At 68.1% G+C, this 24,827-nt stretch carries 19 protein-coding genes; 11 read left to right on the top strand and 8 right to left on the bottom strand.

The annotated features are described in order from the left end of the window. The first annotated feature begins 329 nt into the window (after positions 1 to 329). The 8 genes from VLK31_RS08465 to VLK31_RS08500 all read left to right on the top strand — a co-directional run bounded on the left by VLK31_RS08465 (position 330) and on the right by VLK31_RS08500 (position 7,062). On the top strand, positions 330 to 794 hold the full coding sequence (locus tag VLK31_RS08465; RefSeq protein ID WP_409167928.1) for a PaaI family thioesterase: 465 nt from the start codon (positions 330 to 332) through the stop codon (positions 792 to 794). 50 nt (positions 795 to 844) lie between these two features. After that, positions 845 to 1,861, top strand: coding sequence for an NADP-dependent oxidoreductase (locus VLK31_RS08470; RefSeq protein ID WP_409167929.1), 1,017 nt, complete (start codon positions 845 to 847; stop codon positions 1,859 to 1,861). Positions 1,862 to 1,923: 62 nt separating this feature from the next. Beyond that, positions 1,924 to 2,862, top strand: a complete 939-nt coding sequence (locus VLK31_RS08475; RefSeq protein ID WP_409167930.1) for a glutathione S-transferase family protein — start codon at positions 1,924 to 1,926, stop codon at positions 2,860 to 2,862. A 118-nt stretch (positions 2,863 to 2,980) separates the two neighbouring features. After that, positions 2,981 to 3,886, top strand: a complete 906-nt coding sequence (locus VLK31_RS08480) for an SDR family oxidoreductase (RefSeq protein ID WP_409167931.1) — start codon at positions 2,981 to 2,983, stop codon at positions 3,884 to 3,886. Between the two features lie 214 nt (positions 3,887 to 4,100). Then, the gene (gene cysS / locus VLK31_RS08485) at positions 4,101 to 5,558 is read left to right on the top strand and encodes a cysteine--tRNA ligase (RefSeq protein WP_409167932.1); all 1,458 of its coding nucleotides are present in this window, start codon (positions 4,101 to 4,103) and stop codon (positions 5,556 to 5,558) included. A gap of 78 nt (positions 5,559 to 5,636) precedes the next feature. Continuing rightward, positions 5,637 to 5,840 carry a hypothetical protein gene (locus VLK31_RS08490; protein WP_409167933.1) on the top strand — a complete coding sequence of 68 codons (204 nt, stop codon included), beginning with the start codon at positions 5,637 to 5,639 and terminating at the stop codon, positions 5,838 to 5,840. 335 nt (positions 5,841 to 6,175) lie between these two features. Further along, positions 6,176 to 6,745 (top strand): manganese efflux pump MntP, encoded by a 570-nt coding sequence (gene mntP, locus VLK31_RS08495; protein WP_409167934.1) that lies wholly within the window; start codon positions 6,176 to 6,178, stop codon positions 6,743 to 6,745. An 11-nt stretch (positions 6,746 to 6,756) separates the two neighbouring features. Next, the gene (locus VLK31_RS08500; protein WP_409167935.1) at positions 6,757 to 7,062 is read left to right on the top strand and encodes a hypothetical protein; all 306 of its coding nucleotides are present in this window, start codon (positions 6,757 to 6,759) and stop codon (positions 7,060 to 7,062) included. 21 nt (positions 7,063 to 7,083) lie between these two features. Here VLK31_RS08500 and VLK31_RS08505 read toward each other — a convergent pair whose 3' ends face one another. Beyond that, complete coding sequence (locus VLK31_RS08505) at positions 7,084 to 8,025, bottom strand: LysR substrate-binding domain-containing protein (protein WP_409167936.1); 942 nt, start codon at positions 8,023 to 8,025, stop codon at positions 7,084 to 7,086. 100 nt (positions 8,026 to 8,125) lie between these two features. Here VLK31_RS08505 and VLK31_RS08510 point away from each other — a divergent pair, with 100 nt between their 5' ends. Then, a complete protein-coding gene (locus VLK31_RS08510) occupies positions 8,126 to 8,863 on the top strand; it encodes an FMN-dependent NADH-azoreductase (protein ID WP_409167937.1) in 738 nt (245 codons plus the stop codon). Between the two features lie 15 nt (positions 8,864 to 8,878). Here VLK31_RS08510 and VLK31_RS08515 read toward each other — a convergent pair whose 3' ends face one another. Further along, positions 8,879 to 10,450, bottom strand: a complete 1,572-nt coding sequence (locus VLK31_RS08515) for an MFS transporter (RefSeq protein ID WP_409167938.1) — start codon at positions 10,448 to 10,450, stop codon at positions 8,879 to 8,881. Positions 10,451 to 10,460: 10 nt separating this feature from the next. After that, entirely contained in the window at positions 10,461 to 10,901 is a 441-nt protein-coding gene (locus tag VLK31_RS08520; protein WP_409167939.1) for a carboxymuconolactone decarboxylase family protein, read from the bottom strand. A gap of 105 nt (positions 10,902 to 11,006) precedes the next feature. On the opposite strand from VLK31_RS08520, the gene VLK31_RS08525 reads away from it, so the two are divergent. Next, positions 11,007 to 12,449: a PLP-dependent aminotransferase family protein gene (locus VLK31_RS08525; RefSeq protein WP_409167940.1), complete on the top strand. Its 1,443-nt coding sequence runs from the start codon at positions 11,007 to 11,009 to the stop codon at positions 12,447 to 12,449. Here the strand turns inward: VLK31_RS08525 and VLK31_RS08530 are convergent. The 3 genes from VLK31_RS08530 to VLK31_RS08540 are packed head-to-tail and all read right to left on the bottom strand — an operon-like array spanning position 12,371 to position 18,582. Beyond that, complete coding sequence (locus tag VLK31_RS08530; protein ID WP_409167941.1) at positions 12,371 to 15,928, bottom strand: efflux transporter outer membrane subunit; 3,558 nt, start codon at positions 15,926 to 15,928, stop codon at positions 12,371 to 12,373. The genes VLK31_RS08525 and VLK31_RS08530 overlap by 79 nt on opposite strands. Beyond that, on the bottom strand, positions 15,916 to 17,244 hold the full coding sequence (locus VLK31_RS08535) for a hypothetical protein (RefSeq protein WP_409167942.1): 1,329 nt from the start codon (positions 17,242 to 17,244) through the stop codon (positions 15,916 to 15,918). The genes VLK31_RS08530 and VLK31_RS08535 overlap by 13 nt, the downstream gene beginning before the upstream one ends. 45 nt (positions 17,245 to 17,289) lie before the next feature. Continuing rightward, positions 17,290 to 18,582 carry an HlyD family secretion protein gene (locus VLK31_RS08540; RefSeq protein ID WP_409167943.1) on the bottom strand — a complete coding sequence of 431 codons (1,293 nt, stop codon included), beginning with the start codon at positions 18,580 to 18,582 and terminating at the stop codon, positions 17,290 to 17,292. A 295-nt stretch (positions 18,583 to 18,877) separates the two neighbouring features. Between VLK31_RS08540 and VLK31_RS08545 the strand changes: the two genes are divergently transcribed. Next, a complete protein-coding gene (locus VLK31_RS08545) occupies positions 18,878 to 21,697 on the top strand; it encodes a diguanylate cyclase domain-containing protein (RefSeq protein WP_409167944.1) in 2,820 nt (939 codons plus the stop codon). A gap of 43 nt (positions 21,698 to 21,740) precedes the next feature. On the opposite strand, the gene VLK31_RS08550 is transcribed toward VLK31_RS08545, so the two are convergent. Continuing rightward, positions 21,741 to 23,483, bottom strand: a complete 1,743-nt coding sequence (locus tag VLK31_RS08550) for a diguanylate cyclase (RefSeq protein ID WP_409167945.1) — start codon at positions 23,481 to 23,483, stop codon at positions 21,741 to 21,743. 88 nt (positions 23,484 to 23,571) lie between these two features. Next, on the bottom strand, positions 23,572 to 24,756 hold the full coding sequence (locus tag VLK31_RS08555; protein WP_409167946.1) for an MFS transporter: 1,185 nt from the start codon (positions 24,754 to 24,756) through the stop codon (positions 23,572 to 23,574). Between the last annotated feature and the right edge of the window lie 71 nt (positions 24,757 to 24,827).

The raw sequence follows: 24,827 nt of genomic DNA on the forward strand, positions 1-24,827 counted from the left end.
CGTGGCTTCACTTGGTGCGGAGGACTTCGTTCAGGGCGGCGCCCACGCCGACGGGGTACTCTGCTCCGCGAATGTCCCCCGGCCTGCGGCCTCCTCCTTTATTTCGCTGCGCAGAGCACCCCATCGGCGTGAGCGTTGTTCGCAGTGGTCGTTGATCGAGCGGATCAACCGCGGCGCCTCTTGTGCAAAGGGCATCGGGTGTCCCCCGCAGCGAAATAAAGGAGGAGGCCGCAGGCCGGGGGACATTCGCGGAGGGGGACACCCGATGTCCTTCGCACGCACCCCGAACAATCATGACCCCGCAACCCAACAAGCAAAGCAACACTGAGATGTCTTCCCCCGACACCACCGACATCAACATCGTCTCGTACACGAGCCAGATCCCCTTCGCACGTCACCTCGGTTTCGAGCTGACGAAGTTCGAAGGCGGCGAGTCCGAGATCGTCTACACCGCCAAACCCGAACACCTCAACACCTTCGACGTGACCCACGGCGGCGCGTGCATGACCCTGCTCGACATCACCATGGCCGCCGCCGCACGCAGCGTGTCGCCCGAGACCGGCGTGGTCACCATCGAGATGAAGACCAGCTTCATGCAGCCCTCCGTCGGGCGGCTGCACGCGCGCGGCACGCTCATTCACCGCACCGCCACGCTGGCCTTCACCGAAGCCAAGATCTACGACGAGCAGGAACGCATCTGCGCCCATGCCACCGGCACCTTCAAGTACGTGAAGCGCCGCTTGCCCACCGGGCCGACGAGCGTGAACGAAATGCGCCCGCCCTCGACGGACTGACCCGCCGACCGACACCCCGACCAACCCACCAATTTCCTCAAGGACCCACCATGCCCACCAACAAGCAGATTCACCTCGACAACCGCCCCGACGGCGAAGCCGTTGCCAGCAACTTCAAGCTCGTGACCGCCGAAACCCCCGCGCTCACCGACAACCAGGTGCTGGTGCGCCACCACTACATGAGCCTGGATCCGTACATGCGCGGGCGCATGAACGACTCCAAGAGCTACGCGCAACCGCAACCCGTGGGCCAGACCATGCAGGGCGGTACCGTCGGCGAAGTGGTCGAGAGCAAGCACCCCAAATACGCCGTGGGCGACAAGGTGGTGGGCTTCGGCGGCTGGCAGGAATACAGCGTGGTCGATGCATCGCAGCCCGGCGCACTGAAGAAGGTCGACACCACGCACGTGGCGCTGTCGCACTACCTGGGCGCCGTCGGCATGCCCGGCGTGACCGCCTGGTACGGCCTGGTGAAGATCATTGCGCCCAAGGCCGGTGAAACCGTGGTCATCACCGCCGCCAGCGGCGCAGTGGGCAGTGCCTTTGGCGCGCTGGCCAAGGCACGCGGCTGCCGCGTGGTCGGCATTGCCGGCGGTCCCGACAAGTGCAAGTACGTGACCGACGAGCTTGGCTTCGACGCCTGCATCGACTACCGCCAGCACCCCGACGTCAAGAGCATGAGCGCCGCGCTGAAGGAAGCCTGCCCCAACGGCATCGACGGCTACTTCGAGAACGTGGGCGGCTACATCTTCGACGCCGTGCTGTTGCGCACCAACGCCTTCGCGCGCGTGGCGCTGTGCGGAATGATCGCGGGCTACGACGGCGCGCCGCTGCCGCTGGCCAACCCGGCGCTGATTCTCATCAACCGCCTGAAGATCGAAGGTTTCATCGTCAGCGAGCACATGGAAGTGTGGCCCGAGGCGCTGGCCGAACTGGGCGCGCTGGTGGGCAGCGGCAAGCTCAAGCCGCGCGAGTCGGTGGCTCAAGGCGTGGAAGCCGCGCCCGAGGCCTTCCTGGGGCTGCTGAAGGGCAAGAACTTCGGCAAGCAGCTGGTCAAGCTGATCTGATCGATCCGATCCAACCGATCCGATCCAACGCTTTCAAAAAAACTCACCTCACGGGAACGACCATGGCAGACCTCATCCTTCATCACTACCTGACATCGCCGTTCTCGGAGAAGGTGCGCCTGATCCTCGGCGCCAAGAAGCTCGCGTGGAAGTCGGTCTTCATTCCGCCGATCATGCCCAAGCCCGACGTCGAAGTGCTCACCGGCGGCTACCGCAAGACGCCGTTTCTGCAGATAGGCGCGGACATGTACTGCGACAGCGCGCTCATTGCCGACGTGCTGGAGCACCTGCAGCCCGAACCCACGCTCTACCCGGAGCCGGAGAAGGGCATGTCGCGCATCCTCGCGCAGTGGGCCGACACCACGCTGTTCTGGGCCGCCATGGCGTGGAACCTGCAGCCCAAGGGCGCGGCGGAAGTGTTTGCCAAGGCCCCGCCCGAAGCACTGAAAGCCTTCGGCGAAGACCGCGGCAAGATGAGCGCTGGCAACATGACGCGGCTGCGTCCGGCCGATGCCACCAGCGCCTACAAGTCGTACCTGCGCCGCCTGTCGGACATGCTCGACGACAAGCCTTTTCTGCTGGGCGAGGTGCCCAGCATTGCCGACTTTTCTGCGTACCACCCGCTCTGGTACACGCGCCGCATCGAGGCGGTGCGCGGCATTCTGGAGCTGACGCCCGCGGTGGTCGACTGGATGGACCGCATGGCCGCCATCGGCCACGGCACGTCCGAAAAGTTCAGCAGCGACGAGGCCATTGCCGTGGCCAAGGCGGCCACGCCGCACACGCTGCTGACCGACAGCACCTTCCAGGACGACCATGGCATTGCGCTGGGCACGGCGGTAACGCTGCGCGCCGAGAGCTTCGGCCTCGAAGAGACGCCCGGCACGCTGGTGGCCGCCACGCGCACGCACTACACGCTGGCGCGCAGCGACGAGCGCGTGGGCACGGTGCATGTGCACTTTCCGCGCATTGGCTATGTGCTGAAAAAAGCAGACGCCTGAATTTCGACAGGCCCAAAAAACAAGCCCGGCCGGGGCACCTTCGTGACTGCGCTGGCGCTCGTTCCGTATTTCAATGGCAGCTCCAACGTCAGAGACATCAACACAAGGACACCGGCAAATGATTCAGGACTTCAAGGGCAAGACGGCCGTACTCACCGGCGCGGGCTCGGGCTTCGGCCTGGAGTGCGCGCGCATCGGCGCGGCACGCGGCATGAACCTGGTGCTGGTCGACGTGCAGCAGGACGCACTCGACAAGGCCCAGGCAGAAATGGAAGCCGCCGGCGCGCAGGTGCTGGCGCGCAAGGTCGATGTGTCCGACGCCGCGCAAATGGAGGCGCTGGCCGCCGCCGTGAAAGAGCGCTTTGGCGCGCCGCACTTCGTGTTCAACAACGCGGGCGTGGGGGCCGGTGGCCTCGTGTGGGAAAACACCGTGGCCGACTGGGAGTGGGTGCTGGGCGTGGACCTGTGGGGCGTGATTCATGGCGTGCGCCTGTTCACGCCCATGATGCTCGAGGCCGCCGCCAAAGACCCGAGCTACCGCGGCCACATCACCAACACCGCCAGCATGGCCGGCCTGCTCACGCCGCCGAACATGGGCATCTACAACGCCGCCAAGGCGGCCGTGGTGAGCCTTACCGAAACGATGTACCAGGACCTGAACCTTGTCACCGACCAGATCGGCGCGAGCCTGCTGTGCCCGTACTTCGTGCCCACCGGCATCACCAGCAGCGAGCGCAACCGCCCCAATGCGCCCAAGGACAGCGAACTCACCAAGAGCCAGCTCATCGGCCAGGCCATGAGCAACAAGGCGGTGAGCAGCGGCAAGATCACCGCGGCCGAAGTGGCGGCCAAGGTGTTCGAGGCCATCACCGCCAACCAGTTCTACGTGTACAGCCACCCCAAGGCGCTGGGCAATGTGCGCAGCCGCATGGAGAACATCGTGTCGGGCACGAACCCGGCCGACCCGTTTCTGGAGCGGCCTGAAATTGGCCAGAAGCTGCGCGAGCAGCTGCGCTCTGCCTGATCGCGCCAGGCGCGTTGTGTTGCTTTGCTAGGATGCGCCTCATGTTCGCCCTCGCGTCCCTGACGATCCGCTCCCTCGACGCATGCTGTTCCAGCGCGCCATGGGGTGCCTGCGGCTAGCGATCCAGTTTCAGTCCGCATCCTCGATGGCCACCCGTTGCAAGACCGGTGGCCTTTTTGTTGGCCTCGTTTTTTTCGACCTCAGAAAGATGCCCATGTCCCTTGCCCTGTACGACACCTGGTCGCGCACCGTGCGGCCTTTCGTTCCCTTGCAGCCCGGCCATGTGGGCCTGTACTGCTGCGGACCGACGGTGTACGACCACGCGCACATCGGCAACCTGCGCACCTACGTCTTCGAGGACGTGCTGCGCCGCGCACTCGAGCTGAACGGCTACACGGTGCGGCACGTGGTCAACATCACCGACGTGGGGCACCTGGTGTCCGACGCCGACGAGGGCGAGGACAAGATGGAGAAGGGCAGCCGGCGCACCGGTGAGTCCGCATGGGACATTGCGCAGCGCTACACCGCCGCGTTTCAGGCCGACTGGCGCGCGCTGAACCTGCGCGAGCCCACCGCGTGGCCGCGCGCCACCGACCACATTCCCGAGCAACTGGCGTTCATCGACGAACTGGTGCGCAAGGGCTTCACCTACCGCACCGCCGACGGCATCTACTTCGACACGACCCGCCAGCACGACTACGGCCATCTCGCGCGCCTGGACCGCGCCGGCCTGCGCGCCGGCACGCGCGTGGCGATGGGGGAGAAGCGCGACGTGTCGGACTTCGCGCTCTGGAAGTTCAGCCCGCCCGGCTCACGCCGTCAGATGGAGTGGGACAGCCCCTGGGGCCGGGGCTTTCCCGGTTGGCACATCGAGTGCTCTGCCATGTCGGCCAAGTTGCTGGGCCCGTGGTTCGACATCCATTGCGGCGGCGAAGACCACGTGGCCGTGCACCACAGCAACGAGATCGCCCAGACGCAGGCCTGCCACGGCACGCGGCTCGCCAACTTCTGGATGCACGGCCACTTCCTGACGCTGGACGACCGCAAGATGGCCAAGTCGGGCGGCGACTTCTTGCGGCTGCAGACGCTGGTCGACCAGGGCATCGAGCCGATGGCCTATCGCCTGCTGTGCCTGAGCGCGCATTACCGCAGCAGCTTGCGCTACACCGACGAGGCCATTCGCGCGGCGCAGTCCGCGCTGGACCGGCTGCGCAAGGCTTTTGCGAGCTGGCCGCGCGGTGGCGTTGCGCACGACGGCTTCGTGGCGCGCTTCAACGCGGAGGTCAACCAGGACCTGAACCTGCCGCGCGCATTGGCCGTGCTGTGGGAGCTGGTGCGCAGCGACCTGCCGCCCGCGGTGCGGCGCGCCACGGTCGTCCATTTCGATGCCGTGCTGGGCCTGCAATTGAGCGAGTGGGTGGCCCCCGCGCACGAGATGCCCGCGGAAGTTGCCGCCTTGCTCGCGCAGCGCCAGGCGGCGCGCGATGCCAAAGACTGGGCTCTGGCAGACCGTCTTCGCGACGCGCTGAAAGCGCTGGGCTGGCAGGTGGACGACGGCCCGACAGGCCAGCGGCTCAGCCCGTCAAGTGGTGCACCTGCAACACCTCGGAAGGATTCCACCGGTGCCGATGACAAAGTCACAAAATTATCTGATTCCGTCTGGGCGCCATAGGCACCTTGAAACAAATTTGCGAGCCTTTTGAGTACCTAAAGATTACTATCCAGGGAACTAAAGAAGACAAGGATTCCTATGGAGACGTACCCGACCCTGCGCCAGGCCACAGGCGTTGCCCGCACCCTCAGCAAGCACTCGTCTTGCACCATGGTGGTCTATCGGATGGGAGAAGAAAAGTACGTGGCGGCGCATTCCACCGACCGCGTCGAAGGCGGCACGATCGAGGGTGTGTACCGTGACGGTTACGTCGTGAACACCTTGCTGACCAAGAAGACCTGACCTCACGCGCTAGTCGCACCAAGCCTCCTTCAAGAGGCTTTTTCCGTACCAAGCCTCCTTCGGGAGGCTTTTTCATAGGGCCGGCAAAACCCTGCTGCCAGTGCAGCCGCTGTCACAAGGTTGATGCAAGCGGGCCTCTAGAATCGCCGCTCCCTTGGGGAGTAGCCGGCTTCCGGACTTCGGAAGCGTTCACGTCAACATACTCGGCGCGCAGTTTGCGGCCGTGGCGTGAGCAACCGACAGGTTGGCGAGACCGAGCGGTGCGCGAACGCGGCTTTGGCCGGCGGGTTTGCGTGCCGCGGCGTCTTGAACCGGCCTGCTTGCACTCTCCAAAAATGAACATTGCCTCCACGATCCTTCTTGCATTCGCCATGTCCACGGATGCTTTCGCTGCTGCTGTCGGCAAAGGCGCTGCGCTGCGCAAACCCTCCTGGCGCGAAGCCTTGCGCACCGGGCTCATCTTTGGCGTCATCGAGGCGCTGACCCCTGTCATCGGCTGGGCCGTGGGCCTGGCCGCCGCGAGCTATGTGGCGCAGTGGGACCACTGGATTGCCTTCACGCTGCTCGGCGCGCTGGGCCTGCGCATGGTCTGGGCGGGCTGTGGCGCGCCCGACGACGTTGACGACAAGCCCAGCCGCAACACCTTTCGAACCCTGGCCCTGACCGGCTTCGCCACCAGCATCGATGCCATGGCGGTGGGCGTCGGGCTGGCGTTCATCAATGTCAACATTGTGTGGACCGCGCTGGCCATCGGCCTGGCCACCATGACGATGGTGACGCTGGGCGTGATGGTTGGGCGCGTGCTGGGCGCGGTGATCGGCAAGCGCGCGGAAATTCTTGGTGGGGTGGTGCTGATCGGGATCGGCTGCTTCATCCTCTACGAACACCTGAACGGAATGGCCTGAGCCACGACCGAATGAACGCCTCTCCCTGGCCCTTTGCAGAACCACCGAATGCCGCCTGCTTCACGGTGCGCGGCATCGTCGACGAGGGCAAACCCATCCTGATGGTGTCGCGCGACGAGGAAGACGGCGCCTGGCAATGCCTGACCGGCGACGCCTTCGAGATGCGCGACACCATGCTGGTGACGTTGCTCAGCCTGGTCGAGCGCGATGCCAGCCTGCGCGAGCTTGCCGACCTGCGCCCCGGGTGGATGGCATGGCGCGAAAGCAGGGCGGCGGCGTGGAGCCGGCAGGCGCAGAGCCATCAGACAGACGACTGAGCGGGCGGCCGTGGCTGGCGTTCAGGCCTCGGCCTGCGAAGCCATCCAGTCCCACACCGCGTGAACCGCCGGTTCGTTCTCTCGCCCCTTCGCCGTTGCAAGAAAATAGCTGCCCGTACCCAGCACGGGTCCGAAGGGTTGCACCAATGCACCGCTGCGCAGTTCTTCCGCGCACAGCGTGAGGCTCAGCAGCGCCACGCCATGGCCTGCAAGCGCCGCGAGCGTGGCGTGCGTTTCATCAGAAAAGGCAAGGCCCGCGGCCTTCATCGCTCGGCCTCTTGGCGGCGCAAGGCCCGCCTCGCGAAACCAGCGCGTCCACACCGCGGGCGCAAGGGCGTGTGGTTGCCAGTCGCAATGAATCAACTGGTGCCTGGGCAGGTCCGCGGCGCACTTCAACTTCAGCATGGGGCTGCACATCGGCGCATAGCGTTCGGCCATGAGCGCGCGGGACACCAGGCCCGGCCACTGCCCGTTGCCGGAGCGCACCGCGATGTCGGCGTCGCCGCGCGCCAGGTCGACCAACGTGTCGCTCGCATGCAGGCGCAGTTCGACACCAGGGCATGCGCTGCGAAACGCCGCCATGCGCGGCAGCACCCAGCGCGCGGCAAAGGCGGTGTTGGTGGTCAGCGTCACGGCCTGCGATGCGCTCGGGCGTCGCAGCTTGTCGACACCGGCCTCCAGCACGTCGAAGCCGGTGCGCAGGTCGTCGAAGAGCCGCTGGCCCGCATGCGTGAGCGCGAGCTGCCGCGTGAGACGCCGAAACAGCGGCTGGCCCAGCGTGTCTTCGAGCGCGCGCACCTGGTGGCTGATTGCCGACGGCGTCACCGAGAGTTCGAGCGCCGCGCGCTGAAAGCTCAGGTGCGCCGCGGCGGCCTCGAAGGCGCGCAGGGACTGCAGCGGCGGCAGCCTTCGCGCAAGGCGACCTGCGAGCCGAGCGTGAACAGATGAATCTGATTCTTCCATTGGTGCAGAAACGATCGTTTGTGATCCGAGGACTTGATAAATAGATTCAAGCCCTTCGCGGCCATTTTGGCAGCGCAATACGGAAAAGATGAATTCACCCATGAAGACCATGAACCTGCTCCACATCGACACCAGCGCGCGCTCGGGTCGCTCCGACATCGACCCGCACGGCTCGCACACGCGGCGCCTCTCCGCACGCTTCGTCGCGCGTTGGCACAGCGCTCGGCCGGGCGACATCATCGACCACCTCGACGTAGGCCAGCACCCGCCCGCGCACGTCAGCGGCCGGTGGATCCATGCGGCCTTCACGCCGCATGCCGCACGCGAACCCTGGATGGCCGAGGCCCTTGCAGAAAGCGACCGCCTGGTCGATCAGCTCATCGCTGCGGACCTCGTCGTGATCGGCCTTCCCATGTACAACTTCAGCGTGCCGGCGCAGTTCAAGGCGTGGATCGACAACGTCGTGCGCGTGGGCCGCACCTTCGGCTTCGAGCGTTCGCGCGGTGCGGTGCCTTACTGGCCGCTGCTGGCGGACGCGGGCAAGCGCGTGGTGCTGCTCGGCGCACGCGGCGACCATGGCTATGACAAAGGCGGGCGCGTCGCGCACCTGAACCACACGGAGGACAGCGTGCGTTCCGCGCTGGGCTACATCGGCATCACCGAGGTGTTCGAAGCGGCGGTGGAGTCCGACGAGTTCGGCGGCGAGGCGCTGGCGCTGTCGCTGCGGCAGGCGGAGGCGCGCGTGGACAACCTGGTCGATGCGCTGCTCGCGTCGGGTCCGCAGTCGGGTCTGAAAGGCGTTGCTGTCGGCACTGCGACATCGGCGGCCACGGACTAGGGCGCAGTGCTTCGCTCAGCGCCACCGCCCACGCAGCGGCGCCACCGCCGCCTGCATCAGCACGACCACCAGGCACACGCAGGCAAAGGCCGCTACCAGCGCGAAGTAGTCCAGCGCGGCCATGAACGTGGCCTCCTGCACCACCCACTGCCCCAGCTGCGCGAGCGCCATGCGCGGCGCCACGCCGGGGTCGCCGTGGGTGGCGAAGTACTGCGTGAGCCCGTCGAGCGTCTGCTGCGCGACCGGGTTCGCGGCCGCCAGGCTTTCGCCAAGGCCGGTGGCGCGCACGCTGCCGCGCCACTGCAGGCACAGCGTGGCCAGGGCCATGCCGGCCGCCACGCCAAACTGGGCCAGCATGTTCTTCACCTGGTTGGCGTGCGAGAAGGTGGCCTCGTCCTGCGGCACCGTCTGAAAGGTCTGCATGGCCGTGGTGGCCAGCACCAGGATCACGAACGCGCCGTTGCACAGCAGCGCGGGCATGGCGCTAGACCACGGGTTGGCCGACTCGCTCAGGCGCGCGAGCTGCACACCGCACAGCAGCAGCGCGCCAAAGCCGGCCAGGTAGTAGCGCGTGGGGCCGGGGTGGCGCGGCAGCAGGCGCGACAGCACGATCCACGTCAGCACGCTGCCCAGGGCGCCCAGCGCCAGGAAGCGGCCGACAATTTCCAGCGGCACGCCCAGCGCGCGTTGCAGCAGCACCGGCAGCATCAGGTTGTTGGCGCCCAGCACCATATAGGCCACGGTGAACACGGCCAGCCCCACGAGGTAGCGCGACTGCACCAGCGCCTGAAAGCGAATCAACGGGCGCACCACGCCTCTGCCATGCATCAGCACGGAGGCCGACAGCACGCCCACGCCGAGCACGACGCCGGTCCACAGAACGGCCGGCCTGTCGAAGTAATCGAAGCCTGACTGCTGCAACCCGTGCAGCAGCAAAAAGCTGCCGCCCATCAGCGCGAGCAGGCCGACGGGGTGCGACTGCGAACGCGCCGTGTGTTCGAGCGACAGCTGGTCGTCGAGCACGCAAATCGCCAACGAGGCAATGGCCACCGCCGGCACCAGCAGCGCAAGGAACGACGCGCGCCAGCCGTACAGCGCCAGGGCCTGCGCGGCCAGCAGCGGCCCGGCCACCAGCCCCCACGCCAGCCCGGCCGCGAAGAACTTGATGCCCGTGAAGCGCCGTGGCGAAGGCGGAATGTGCTGCACCAGCACGCGCCCGGCCGTCATGAACGACGCGCAGCCCAGCGCCATCGTCACCCGGCCCAGGCCGAACGCGAGCAGGCTGCCGCTGAAGGCGCAGACCAGCGCCCCCAACGCCAAGGCAATGGCCGAAGCCGCCATCAGCGTGCGCCAGCCCAGCCGCTCGAGCAGCCAGCGGTGGTTGGCGATGACGCCGATGGCCACCACCGCATAGGCCGTGGCCACGAGGCTGTAGTCCTGCGGGCTCGCGCCAAGCTCGCCCATGATGGGCGCGGCACCGAAGGCCACCAGCCCGGTCTGCAGGAAGTCGGTGAAGGGCAGGGCGGCAATGAGCGCGTACAGGCCCAGCCGTGCGCTGTTGCCTGCGGGGGCGGCCTGGGCGGTCATGCGCGGGGCCTCAGGCGCTCAGCGTCTTGCGGAACGCAATCGACAGCCGGTTCCAGCTGTTGATGGTGTTGACGGCCATCGTCAGGTTGACCTGCTCGGCCTCGCTGAACTGGGCGGCCAGCGCCTCGTAGGCGGCGTCGGGCACATGCGTTTGCGACACCTGCGTCACGGCCTCGGTCCAGGCCAGCGCGGCGCACTCGCGCTCGGTGAAGAAGGGGGTTTCGTGCCACACGCTCACGGTGGCCAGGCGGCGGTCGGTCTCGCCGGCCTTGCGCAGGTCGGCGGTGTGCAGGTCGATGCAGTAGGCGCAGCCGTTGATCTGCGAGGCGCGCAGCTTCACCAGGTCGAGCAGCTTGGGGTCGAGGCCGAGCTTGCCGATGGCCACTTCGAGCGCAATCAGCGCCTTCAGGGCGTCGGGGGAGGCTTTGTAGAAATCAAGACGGGCTTGCATGGTGCGGTTCCTTCAATGGGCAGTGGTTGAATGTGGCCTCGATGCTAGGAGCGGGGCGTGCTGCCGCAGGCGGCCAATCGCAGGCATTCGCAGGAGACCAATCCCATGGAATTGCACGTCGTCATCGAAGGCGACAAGGACCTGACGGGGCAGCTGTACCGCCAGCTGAAGGAAGCCATTCGCAGCGGCCGGCTGGCCGCGGGCGAAAAGCTGCCCCCGTCGCGGCTGTTCGCCGAGCAACTGGGCCTGTCGCGCAAGACGGTGTCCGAGGCCTATGCAAGGCTGACCTTCGACCGGTTGCTCACGGGCCGCGTAGGCAGCGGCACCTTCGTCGCTGATGGCACGTCACGCCCCCTTGCGGCCGATGCCGCGCCTGCGCGGGCGCTGGCCGGCGCCGCCATGGCCGAGCACTGGCGCGGCATGAGCACGCCGCTGCGCCACCCTGCGCCGGCCGGCAGCGCGCGCTATGAATACATTGGCGGCGCACCGGCGCGCAACCTGTTTCCGCATGCGGACTGGCGCCGTTGCGTGCTGCATGCGCTGCGCCAGGGCGCGCGGTCGCGCGGGCTCTATGGCGACGCCGAAGGCCTGCACGAACTGCGCGAGGGCATTGCGCGGCATGTGAGCTTTTCGCGCGGCGTGCGCTGCGGCGCGGCCGACATTCTGGTGACCAACGGCGCGCAGCAGGCGCTCGACCTGATCGCGCGCGTGCTGGTCGAGCCCGGCAGCACCGTGGCCATGGAAGACCCGGGCTACCCGCCCGCGCGCCTGCTGCTGAGTGCGCAAGGCGCCAACGTGGTCGGCGTGCCGGTGGACGAGGAAGGGCTGGTGGTCGAGCGCATTCCCGACGGCACGCGCCTGATCTACGTGACGCCCGCGCACCAGTTTCCACTGGGCATGCCGATGAGCGAGCGCCGCCGCAAGGCGCTGCTGGCGCGCGCGGCCGAACTGGGCGCGGTGGTGATCGAGGACGACTACGACAGCGAGTTCCGCTACGAAGGCCGCCCCGCCGATTCGCTGCAGAGCATGGACACGCACGGCCGCGTGGCCTTTGTCGGCAGCTTCTCCAAGACGCTGTCGCCCGAGCTCCGGCTGGGCTACCTGATTGCGCCGCCGGCCGTGCTGGAGGCGGTGGGCACGGCCAAGCACCTGAGCGACTGGCACACCTCCACGCCGGCGCAATGGGCGCTGGCCAAGTTCATTTCAGACGGCGACCTGAACAAGCACATTCGCCGCTGCCACGCGGCCTATGCGGCGCGGCGCGAGCGCATCGTGCGGCGCTTTGCCGACGACCTGGCGCCCTGGTTCGAGCTGGTGCCGGTGACCGCGGGCATTCACATGGCGGCGCTGTGCCAGCGCGAGATCGACGTGGCGCAGCTCATTGCGCTGTCGCGCCGCGTGGACGTGGGGCTGTACCCGCTGGCACCGTTCTTCCACTTCTCGGCCCCGCGCCAGGGGCTGATGCTGGGCTACGGCGCGATCGACGAGACCGATATCGACCCCTCGCTCGACCGCGTGAGGGACGTGTTGCAGCAGATGACGTCCTGAGCCTGCGCCGGGGCCTGAGCCGGGCCTTGATCCCGCGCAGCATGGGCGGCCGCAACGGGCATGTCGTCCCACCCGCCGCCAAGCGCCTTGTACAGGTTGACGGTGTTCACGGCCTGCTTGAGCTGCAGCTCGATAGCCTGGCGCTGCTCCAGGTACAGCTCGCGCTGTGCGTCGGCGCCGGCAAAGTAGTCTTCCAGCCCGTTGCGAAAGCGCGTGCGCGAAATGGACGCCACCTTGTCCAGCGCCTGCACGCGCGCCTGCTGCGCGGCAATCTGCGGACGCAGGTGGCTGTCGGCGATGAGCGCGTTGGCGGTTTCGCGCAGCGCCTGCTGCACCGCGTATTCGTAGCTGGCCATGGCGGCGGCCAGGCGCTCTTCATTCGCGCTCAGGTTGGCCGAGCGGCGGCCCCAGTCGAAGATGGGCAGCGACACGCCCAGCACCGTGGCCCAGCTGCGGTTGCCCGAGCTCAGCAGGCTGGAGAACTCGGTGCTCAGCCCGCCCGCCACGGCCGTGAGCGAAAAGCTCGGATAGAACGCCGCCTTGGCCGCGCCCACGCCGGAGTTGGCGGCCTCCACTCGGGCATAGGCGGCCAGCAGGTCGGGACGGCGCTGCAGCAGGCTGGCGGGCAGGCCCACCGGCACGTCGGCCACCGAGCGCTCGGGCCACGGGCGCTGCATGCCGAGCGTGGCCGGCACCGGCTGGCCGACCAGCACGGCCAGCCATTGCAGGTCTTGCCCCACGCGCATGCGGAACTCTTCGCGCTGCACGTTGGCGCGCTCCACCAGCGACTGCGAGCGCAGCACGTTCAGGTCAGACGTGCCGCCCACGGTGCGGGCGCGCTGCATCACGCGGGTGCTTTCGCTCTGGCCTGTGAGATCGTTCTCGGCCAGCGCCAGCAGGGCGCGGTCGGCGCGCAGCGTGAGGTAAGCGTTCGACACCTCGCCCACCAGGTTCATGCGCGCGGCGGCCAGGTCGCGCTCGCTGGCCAGGGCCTGCGAGCCGGCCTGCTTCACGCCGGCATCGACGCGGCCGAAGAAGTCGAGCTCGTAGGCGGTGATGCCGGCCTGCACCGCATAAGTGGTGGCCACGCTGCCCACCGCCTGGTTGTTGGTGACGATGCCGTCCGGCCCCAGCGACGTGGTCACGTTGCCGCGGCCCACGGAGCCGGCCAGGCCAATTTCAGGGAACAGCCCGGAGCGCGTGCCTCCGTACACGGCGCGCGCCTCGCGGGCCTTGGCCGCGTACACGCGCAGGTCGCGGTTCTGCAGCAGCGCAGTGGCGATGAGGCCGCGCAATTCTTCGTCGCGCACGAACATGTGCCAGGCCATGGGCGGCGTGGCCGCGCCGACCCGGCCGTCGCCCCATTGCGCGGGCACCACCACGTCGGCCTCTTTCAGGGGCGGCGTGAGGTTGCAGCCCGACAGCACCAGCACGCCGAGCACCAGCATGGTCATCAAGGGCAGTGGCACCGCCACCGCACGCACCCAGGTCGCTGGAAACCAGGTCGCAGGCATGCGCGGCCATTGCCAACCGGCGCTGCCCATGAACGCCAGCGCCGCGCGACCCGGCTTCACCTGCGTGGCCACATGGCTCGGCGGCAGGCTGAACACATGGCGGATCAGGTGGTCGTGCAGCACCTCGTCGTGCTCGAAGGCCAGCTCCACGCCGCGGGGCGAGCGCGCCTTCAGCAGGGCCGACACCCAGCCCACGTGATCGACATGCACGTCGAGCCGCTCGCCCACCGGCATGCGCCGCAGCAGGGCGCTTTCGCGCAGCAACGCACCGTCGACCGCAATCTCCACAAAGCGCGTGGCGCCCACGCCGGTGGTGCTGCGCAGGGTGGTCTCGGCGCTGTACGGAAAGCGCTCGTCGTGGTCGGGCCGCGGGCGGTCGATGCAGGCGATGAGCGCGGCCAGGCAGTACAGCGTGGTGACGATGGTCCACAGCACGTTGAGCAGGTCGCCAGTGGTCATGGCGCCACCGATGGAGCCCACGGCCGCCGCCTCCATGGCCGCGATGAGCCCGCCGAAGACGAGCACCAGGTTCCAGTGCACCACCGTCTTCGTGCGGTCCTGCCCCTTGGCCGTGACCTTGAACGGCCGCCCGAACGGCCGCACCAGCGACGTGACGATGGTGCGCGTCACGGCCATGGCGGCCACGATCTGCGTGACCTCCGTGAACACCGGCAGGCAGCGGCGCTGGCTGATCCAGTAGGTGTAGCCCCAGAACATGACCAGCGGCGGCAGGCCGTACAGGGCAAAGGCGCGCGGCGTGGCATGGAAGGCCGACACGCCCGTGTACCAGTACAGCGCGGGCGCGGCCAGCATCAGCAAGATGAAGGGCTTGGTCAGCCAGTGCAGCAGGCCGTGCACGTAATGCACGCGCGCCGCAAAGCTGTAGCCCCGCCCGCGCAGCGGGCCGTCCCGCAGCAGCGCCACCTGAATGGTGCCCAGGCACCAGCGGCTGCGCTGGTTGATGTAGTCGACGATGCTGTCCGCCGACAGCCCGTTGGAGAGCCGCTCGTTGAGCCAGCGCGTGACCCAGCCGAAGCGCATCAGCGTGTAGGTGGTGTAGATGTCTTCGCACACGCTGCCCGTGGGAAAGCCGCCCGCGTCGGTGATGGCGTCGCGCCGGATCACGAACGACGTGCCCACGCAGAAGGCCACGTCGGCCGCGTCCTTGGCAGGCTGCAGCACGTCGAAGAACACGCGCTGCTCGTCCACCCAGCTGTCGGTGGCGCGCAGGTTGTGCTGGATGGGGTCGGCGTTGTAATAGAACTGCGGCGTCTGCACCAGCCCCACCTTGGGCTCGTCGAACAGGCCCAGCGTGCGGTAGACGATGTTGCGGTGGGGCGTGAAGTCTGCGTCCAGCACCAGGATGTACGGCGCGTTGGTGGCCGCGGCCGATTGGCGCAGGCCGTTGTTCAGGTTGCCCGCCTTGGCGTGCGTGTTGTCGGCGCGCCGCGTGTAGTGCACGCCCTTGCGTTCGCAGTAGTCGCGCAGCCAGTCGCGCCGGGTGTCGTCGAGCACCCACACGTTCACATGCGGGTAGTCGATGGCCTGCGCGGCCAGAATGGTTTTTTCGAGCACGCCAAGCTCTTCGTTGTAGGTGCAGATGAACACGTCGACCGGTGGCACGTTGTGGCCGCGCGCACGAAGAGAAGCCTCGCCCCGGTCGGCCTGCGCGTGGTTGTCGCGCCGGCGCGTGAGCATCTGGATCGACAGCAGCGTGTAGACGATGGCAATCATCTCGAAGCTCAGAAACACCCACGACACCAGCGTGCCAAAGCCCAGGTCGGCCGGCGGCAGCGTTTCCGACAGCCGCCACGCCACATAGCGCACCAGCACCAGCGCGGTGAGAAAACCGAACAGCACCCGGTGCGAGGCGCGGTCCGCGCGGGCATGGAAGACCATGATCAGGGCCAGCGCCGCGACCATCAGATTGACCCTGAACTCGGGCGTATCGATCAGTTCGAACATGGCTTTTCTCCTGAGGCTGCGGCTGCGGTAACAACGGTTCCGGTGAACGGGTTCCAGCCCGTGGCGGCCAGCGCGATCCAGGCGGTCGCGCCCAGGTGGGGCCAGCGGTAATAGAAAAAGTCGGCCCCCACCGAGTCGGGCCCAATGGCCAGGCCGGTGGAGATGCGCGGGCTGGGTGTGGCGTAGTAAAGGCCGTTGTCGGCGCGTTGCGCGGCCAGCAGCTGCCACAGCGCCTCGGGTGCGGCGCCCTTCACGGCCACCAGCGTGGCGGCGGCCTGCGCGCTGCCTTCGGTCCAGATGCCGTCGGGCTGCTGCGAAAAGCCGTAGCCGTCGCCGAAGCGGTGATTGCGCTCGACCCAGGCCAGGCCCGCGCGCCAGGCGCAAGAGCCCGGCGGCGCGGCCAGCAGCGGCCACAGTTGGGCGTCCAGGCCGGAGCCGGTGGTGGCGAGCGTGCTGCCGTCTGTCTTGGTGCCGATGAAAAAGCGCTGCTCCTGCGCGCTCCACATGCGCGACAGGAAGGCCAGCGCCACGGCGGCCTGGCGCGCCTGCTCGGGCCTTGCACCTCCTTCTTGCGCGCGGGCAGCCCAGGCGGCGGCCATGGCGATGTCGATGTGGTGCTCGGTCGACTTCCAGGTCTGCGCGGTCTGGGCGTTGTCCCAGCCGTACCAGCCGCCTTGGTAGCCGTCGGGGTCGATGGTGGCGCGGGTGCGTTGCTCGGTCCACGCGAGCAGCTTGGCCGTGGCATCTGTGTAGCGCGGGGAGGGCGCCACCTGGTTCACGTTCAGCAGCAGCAGCGCGGCCCATGCCACGTTGCCCGTGGCGGTGCTCACCTGGTAGGCGTCGGCCATCCACTGGTTCTTGCCGGTGTCCCAGTAGCCGGGCAGCACCGGCTTGCCGTCGGCCAGGGGGCCGGCGCGGTAGGCGTTGCGAATGCGCCCATCGGTGTACAGCGGGTCGCTCGCCACGGCCAGCGCCACGGCGTCGGCAATGCGCTGGGCGGAGGCGGTGTCGCCGCAGGCCAGCAGCGCGATGCCGGCGAGCGCGTTGTCGTACACGAAGGCCACGTTCGCCAGGCTCGGCGCAAGCTCCGGCACGCCATCGATCTGCCGTTCGGTGCGGTAGCTGGCCAGCCACAGCGGCGATGCGGTGTCGCCGCGCGCGTCGTTGGCGACCGCGCGGCGCAGGCCGTCGCAGCTTTGCTGGGCCAGCGTGTGCTGCACTTCACCGGCCGTCATTTTTGGGGCCGCGCCCAGCGCCAGCGCGGCGGCGGCCAGCAGCGCGGCGCGTCGAACGAAGTGGGAGGCTGGATGGTCCATGGTCGGCCTTTTCGGGCTGCTCTGGCTTCCTGGGCAAGCCCGCCGCTACGAGGCCAGCCGCGCCGACACCACCTTGCCCGGCGCACACAGCCCGCGCTGCTCCAGCCATTCCGGAGAGCTCGATTCGACATGTGCCACCGCGTACACCGAGCCCTGTTCCGCGAACGGAAAGGGCACGGCGTAGCGGCTCTGAAAGTCTTCCGGCGCCACCGGCAGTATTTGCGTGACGCGCGCCGACACCTCTGGCCGGTCGTCGTCCGTCTTCACCGCAATGGTCGAGCCCATGTTCAGGCGCTTGGCCACGCGCGGCGGAAACACCGCCACCACCTCCACGCGGCTGCAGTCGATCATGCGCACCAGCGTGGCACCCTGCGGCACGTAGCTGCCTTGCGGCATGAGCACGGTGTGCACCTGGCCGGGCTGCAGCGCGCGCACCTCGAACGCCGCCATCTTCTCGATGCGGCGGCGCTCGTCGGTTTCCAGCGCGCTCACGTCGCGCAGTTGCAGTTGCAGGGCTTCGCTGTCGTGCTGCGCGCGCTGCATGTCGCTGGTCAGTGTTTCGCGCCGGTTCGCCAAGCTCTGGTACACGTTGCCGCCGCTCCCACCCACGAACACGCCGCGGCTGGCGCTGGCCACGCTCTGGCCCAGGCCCGCATAGGCCTGGTCGGCCACCGCCGCACTGGCGCGCGAGATGCTCAGCTGCGCCTGCGCGGCGTCCATGGCCTGCGGGCTCACCGCGCCTTCGTCCAGCATGGCGGCGGTGTGGCGCACCTTCAGCTCCTGTTCGGCCACGCTGCTCTGCGCCACGTCGCGCTGGCGTTGCGCCACCTGCCAGGCGTCGCGGGTCTGCGCCATGGAGGCGGTGCGGTACAGCTTGACCTGCTGGTCCACAAACTGCAGTTCTTCGCCGGAGGCCGAAAGCTGGTTGCCCAGTTGCGCCACCTGGCTCTGCAGCGCCAGGCGCTGCGTGGTGAGCGTGGTGAGAATGTCGCGGTTGATGGTCGGGTTCTGCACGGTGGCCACCACCGAGCCGGCCTCCACCTTGTCGAGTGCGCGCACCGTCAACTGCGTGACCACGCCGCTGATGGGCGAGGTCACCAGCAGCACCGGCGCCTGCAGCACCGAGCGCGTGGCCTGGCGCGACACCAGCGGCTGAATCAGCGTGGTCACCACCAGCCACAGCACGAAGGCCAGCAGCGCATAGCCGGCCAGGCGCGGCACTATGGACTCCGTGCTCTGCGGGCCGCCCCCGCCGCCCTTGCCCCTGAGGCGCTGAAACCAGCTGGCGGCTTCGGCCTGCGCGATTTCGTTCGATTCCTGGACAGTGCTTGCGTTCATGTGCGCCTTGCAATAGATGACGTGGTGACCTGGTGAGCCGTCTCGTCTCCGCTGTCGCGGCACATCTTTGGGGCGTGCCATCTGCTGTTGCTGCATTGCAGCAATACACATGCCAAAAGTTAACAATTTATGCTTACATGAGCAACAGGATGTACGGGTTTCCGTAGATCGACTTCGGCTCCTGAAAGAGCCCGCCTGCGCGCGCAAAACATCCAGACACTTACCTGGTGCGTAGAACACACCGATACTCGACCGGCAACTTTCGCCGGCAAGGTTTCGGCCCCCTCAAGATTCAATGAACGCTCCCGGTCTTTCGAAATACCGCCTCGGCCTGCACACCCGCCTCAGCCTGGGCGTGGCCGCCCTGGTGCTTGCCGCCACCTTTGCCATTGCCACCTACGCGCTGCAGCTGGTCAAGAGCAGCATGCAGGCATCGATTGCGGCCGAACAGCTGGCCCGCGTGAGCGGCATCTCCGACGCCATCGACCAGAAGCTGGGCAGCCGCCGCATCCTGCTGCAGACCTTTGCCGAGAGCGTGCAGGCGCAGGCCTTCCCAGACGCCGAGCCGCTGCAGGCCTTTCTGGAAAAGCATGCTTCGCTGCGCCAGGCCTTCGACAACGTGGCCTTCCTCGACAGCGACGGCAACCTGGTGGCCAACCTGACCCGCTCGCTGACCAACGGCAGCGTGAACGTGAAAGACCGCGACTACTTCCAGCAGACCGTGGCCACCAAGACCGGGCTGGTGTCGCAGCCCTATCGCAACCGGCTGAACGGGCTGGCGCAGGTGGCCATCACCCAGCCGGTGCTGGACGCCGCGGGGCAGGTCAAGTTCGTGATTTCGGGCGCCATCAACCTGAAGGACCGCAACATTCTGGGCGCGCTCGGCGACCTGAAGTTCGGCAAGAACGGCTACCTGTTCATCACCACCTCCGGCGGCGTGATGGTCGATCACCCTGACATGGCGCGCATTCTGAGCGTGGTGAAGCCGCAGGGCGGCAACCCGGAAATCCTGCGTGCCATGGCCGGCTTCGAGGGCACGGGCGAGGGCATCGACGAGGCCGGCGTGCCCAGCCTCTACGCCTTCGACCGCACCGAGCAGACCAACTGGATCGTCGGCGCCATGTACCCGCGTGCCGAGGCCTTTGCGCGCATCGAGGCCATCGAGCACAACGCATGGCTGGGCGCGCTGGTGCTCGCGCTGTCGGCGGGGCTGCTGGCCTTCGTGGTGGTGCGCCGCCGCCTGATGCCGCTGGCCGAGCTGCACGGCCACATGCACTCGGCGCGCGAGATGCCCGCCGGTGCCCAGGCGCCGCAACCCGCCGCCCGCTATGCGCGCGACGAAATCGGCGACCTGGCGCGCACCTTCGACGAGCTGATGGCGCAGCGCCATGTCAGCGAGCTGAGCCTGGCGCACAGCGAGGCGCAGGTGCGCACCATTGCCGACAGCATTCCGGCCATGGTCTCGCACGTGGACGCGTCGCTGCGCTACACCTTCGTGAACGAGCGCATCCGCGCGCTGCACCACCACGCACCGCTGGTGGGGCGCCTGATGCCCGAGGTGCGCGGCGCCGACTTCGCCGTGGTGGAGCCGTATTTCCAGCGCGCGCTGGCCGGCGAAACCGTCATCCTCGAGAAAACCGGCGACCCCGCGCTGGGCATCGGCGAGCGCACTTTCCAGGCGCACTACATCCCCGACGTCGACGCCGACGGCCAGGTGCGCGGCGTGTTCGCCATGACCTTCGACATCACCGACGAAGTGAACATTCGCAAGGCCGTGGCCGAGCAGGAGAAGCGCCTGCGCGACGTGACCGACAGCATTCCGGCGGTGGTGGGCTACTTCGACCGCAACCAGAACTGCCTGTTCGGCAATGTTCGAACGCGGCAGATGGCGGCGGTGGGGGCCGGCCTGGGCGACAAGCCCATCGAGGGCAGCACCCTGCGCGAGGTGCTGGGCGAGGCCATCTACGAGCAGCACCGGCCCTACCTGCCGGTGATGCTGTCGGGCAAGAAGGTGCGCTTTCCGGTGCGCGCGCCGGTGCACGGCAAGCAGGGCTACTTTCAGGTCAACCTGATCCCCGACACCAACGCGCGCGGCGAGGTGGTGGGCTTCTACCTGATGAGCTTCAACATCACCGCCCTGAAAGAAGCCGAGCTGCGCCAGGCCGAGAGCGAGCTGCGCCTGCGCACCATCACCGACAACCTGCCGGCGCTCATCACCTACATCGACCGCGACGAAAAAATCACCTTCGCCAATGCCACCAGCCGCGAATGGCTCGGGCTCGACCCCATGCAACTGCTGGGGCGCCACCTGCAGGACGTGGCAGGGCGCGACGTGTACCTGTCGCGCCGGCCCATGCTGGCGCGCGCGCTGGCCGGAGAAAGGGTGGAGTTCGAAGCGCGCACGCAGCGCAAGGGCTTCGAGCGCATCACCCAGGTCATCTACGTGCCCGACGTGCGCGCCGACGGGCTCACGCACGGCATCTTCTCGCTGGCGCTGGACATCACGGCGCTGAAGCTGGTGGAGCACAAGCTCATCGAACTGGCGCGCATGGACACGCTCACCGGCCTGCCCAACCGGTTGGCCTTCAACGAGCACCTGCCCGACGCCGTGCTGCGCGTGCGGCTCACAGGCAATGCCATGGCGCTGATGTTTCTGGACATCGACCATTTCAAGACCATCAACGACACCTTCGGCCACGCGGTGGGCGACGCGGTGCTGGTCGAGTACGCGCGCCGGCTGCTGGGCAGCGTGCGCGGCACCGACAAGGTGGCGCGGCTGGCGGGCGACGAATTTGTGCTGGTGCTGGAAAACCTGGGCACGCCCAGGGCGGCGGCCACCGTGGCGGAGAAGATCGTCGAGCGCATCGGTTGCACGCCGTTCGTGGTGGAAGGCCAGACGATCGCCGTCACGACCAGCATCGGCGTGACCTTTCATTGGGCCGCCGACGCGGCCGCCACGGCCGAAGAGCTGCTGGCACGGGCCGATGCGGCGCTCTACAACGCCAAGGCAGCGGGGCGCAACCGGTTCGAATTTTTCATGTCGGCAGGCGTGCCTAAAGACCCGCTGCTGCTGGGCGGCGCGCTGGCAGGCCCGGCAACGCCCGAAGAAGAGTGACGCTGCCCGGCCGGGTGGGTCAGGTGCTTCGGGTGCGCCAGCTTCAGGCCGGCTCCGAAAGCTCCGCGCGATTCCGCCCGTTGGCCTTGGCCTGGTAGAGCGCCTTGTCGGCCCGGCGCAGCGCCACGTCCACGTTGTCGTCTTCCATCGTCATCTGCGACACACCGCAGCTGATGGTGATCTGGCCCACGGTATCGAACGCCGTGCCAGCCACGGCCTTGACCAGCGCCGTGGCCATGCGCATGGCCTCCATCGCGCTGGCGCCCGGCATCATCAGCACAAACTCCTCGCCGCCCAGGCGCGCAGCAATGTCCGACTTGCGCAGCATCGAGCGCAGCACCGTGGCCACCGCGCGCAAGGCGATGTCGCCCGTGGCATGGCCGAAGCGGTCGTTGATGCGCTTGAAGTGATCGATGTCGACCATCACCATGCCCAGCGGCATGGCGTCGGGGTGCGTGGCGGGCAGCGTCTGCAGCAGGCGCTCTTCCATGCCGTGGCGGTTCAGCAGGCCGGTGAGCGCGTCGAAGCGGGCCTGCCGGTCGAGCTCGGCGTTGGCGGTTTCCAGGGCCGACGTGCGCTCCTTCACGCGCGCCTCCAGCTCGGCGTTGGCGCTGACCAGCCGGGCCGTCATGCCGGCCAGCGCGACCGACAACTGCTTGACCTCCGAGCTGCCCGCGTTGGTCGGAATGCCGGCATCGAGCCGCCCCGCGCCAATGGCCTTGGCCACCGAGGCAATCTGGCGCAACGGCCGCGTGAGCCGCTCCGCCAGCAGCCAGCCCAGAAAGAAGGCGAGGGCGGCGGCCAGCATGCCCAGCGTGAGCGCCTTGCGCACACCTTCACGCGAGGCGGCGCGCGCCACCTCGGCCGGTTCGCGCGCCACCACCGTCCAGCCCAGGTCGATGGCACGGCCCGTGGCTTGCGTGGCGCCGACCGCGGCGCTGGCTACGAGAAATTCGCCACCCGATGCTTCGCGCGCAAACTTCACCGCCGCGTTCGGGTTCACGCCCGACATGCTCAGCGTGGCCGCCTGGTCCAGGTTGGCGTCGGACGCGTAGATGACGCGGTCCTGCGCGTCGAGCACCAGCACCTCTAGCCGGCGCGACACGGCGTCGTCGGGGAACAGCGATTCGACGACGCTGCGCGTCCACTCCCAGCTGCCGTGCATGCCCAGCACGCCGATCAGCTCGCCATTGCGCTTGATGGGCGACGCAAAGTCCACAAAGCGCTGCGGCCCGCCGTCGCTGCCCTTGGGCAGCAGCGAGGCCAGCAGCTTCGCGGGGTGCACGTCGCCCACGTGGGTGCCGCGCAAGCCGTCCTGAAACCAGGGGCGCTCGGCCACGTTCACGCCAATCAGCAGCTTGCCGGTGGACATCTGCACGATGCCGTCGGGCGACACCACGCCGATCCAGGCGCTGTAGGGCGTGAGCGTCTGCGTGCGAGAGATGGTCTGCACCACGCGGTCGGAAGCCAGGCCGTCCTGCCAGAGCGAGGGCGAGGCGGCGAGCAGCTCGATCTCGCGGGTGCGCGAGGTGAGCCCGTCGGACAGCGCCTTGGCGGCATTCTTCGCGATGGTGCGCAGCGCGGCGGATTCGTCGGCCTCGCTCTTGCGCGCGAACATGGAACCCAGCGCCAGCGACAGCGTGACGACCAGCACCGCAGCCAGAAAGCCGAAGCCCAGCGCAACCTGCGTGCGGAAACTGCGCAGCACGTGGCGCAGCCAGCCGCGCAGGTGAGAAGTCGAGGGGGCGTCAGGCGGTGCGGGGAGGGCGGGGGGTGGGGGAGACATCAGGGGAGCGCCGTGTTCGGTCAGGGTCCGGGGGAGCGCCGATTGTCGGGGGTGCGGCCCCGGGGCCGACCGACGATGTTGTTTCGAATCAGGCCCGCGCCGACGCACACTCCGCAAGGCGCGGCTCACGCCGTTCGAGCGAGCGGCTCCACAGCGCGATCGCCAGGCCCACCAGCGTGAGCAGCGCCGCCACCCAGCCCAGCGCGCGCAGCCCCGGGCCGTGGTCGATCACCACGCCGCCCACCCATGCGCCCAGCGCGTTGCCGAGGTTGAAGGCCGCGATGTTCAGGCTCGACGCCAGGTTCTGGCCCGCGCCCGAGGCCTTCTCCAGCACCCGCAACTGCATCGGCGCCACGGTCGCGAAAGAGGCCACGCCCAGCAGGCCGACGAACACCACCGCGGTGAACGGCGTGCCGATGGTGAACTGCATGGCGCCGAGCACCACGGCCAGTACCGCCAGCGTGCCCAGAATGGCCGCCATCGGCGCGCGGTCGGCCAGCTTGCCGCCCAGGATGTTGCCCACGGCCAGCCCGCCGCCGAACACCAGCAGGATGGGCGACACGGCCGATTCCGACAGCCCCGTCAGTTGCGTGAGCAGCGGCTGGATGTAGGTGAACACCACGAACACGCCGGCAAAGCCGAGCACCGTCATCGCCAGGCCGAGCAGCACCTGCGGGCGCGCCAGCACAGCCAGCTCTTCACGCAGCGGCGCGGGCTGGGCCTCGCCCTTCACGCGGGGCACGAACAGGGCCAGCACGGCCAGCGCGAGCACGCCGATCAGCGTGACCGCCCAGAAGGCCGCGCGCCAGCCGAAGTGCAAACCCAGCCACGCGCCGAAGGGCACGCCCAGCAGCGTGGCGGCGGTCAGCCCGGTGAACATGATGGCGATGGCCGAGGCGCGGCGCTCCGGTGCCACCAAGCCGGTGGCCACCACCGAGCCCACGCCGAAGAAGGTGCCGTGCGCCAGCGAGGTAACGACACGCGCGGCCATCAGCATCTCGTAGTTGGGCGCCAACGCACAGGCGAGGTTGCCCAGCGTGAAGATGGCCATCAGCGCCAGCAGCACGGTCTTGCGCGGCAGCTTGCGGGTGGCGATGGTGAGCACGGGCGCGCCCACCGCAACCCCGAGCGCATAGCCCGAGATCAGCAGCCCGGCGGCCGTGATGGAGACTTGAAGGTCCGTCGAAACCTGCATCAGCAGGCCCATGATGACGAACTCGGTGGTGCCTATTCCGAAGGCACCGGCGGTGAGGGCGAGTAGAGCGATTGGCATGATGCCCTGTACTGTGAAGACATTCGGCTTCGATGACTAGAATGCCGCCAGTACACAGACCTGTGAGTTGA

The organism is Variovorax sp. H27-G14, assembly GCF_046156345.1.
Lineage (GTDB): Bacteria > Pseudomonadota > Gammaproteobacteria > Burkholderiales > Burkholderiaceae_C > Variovorax.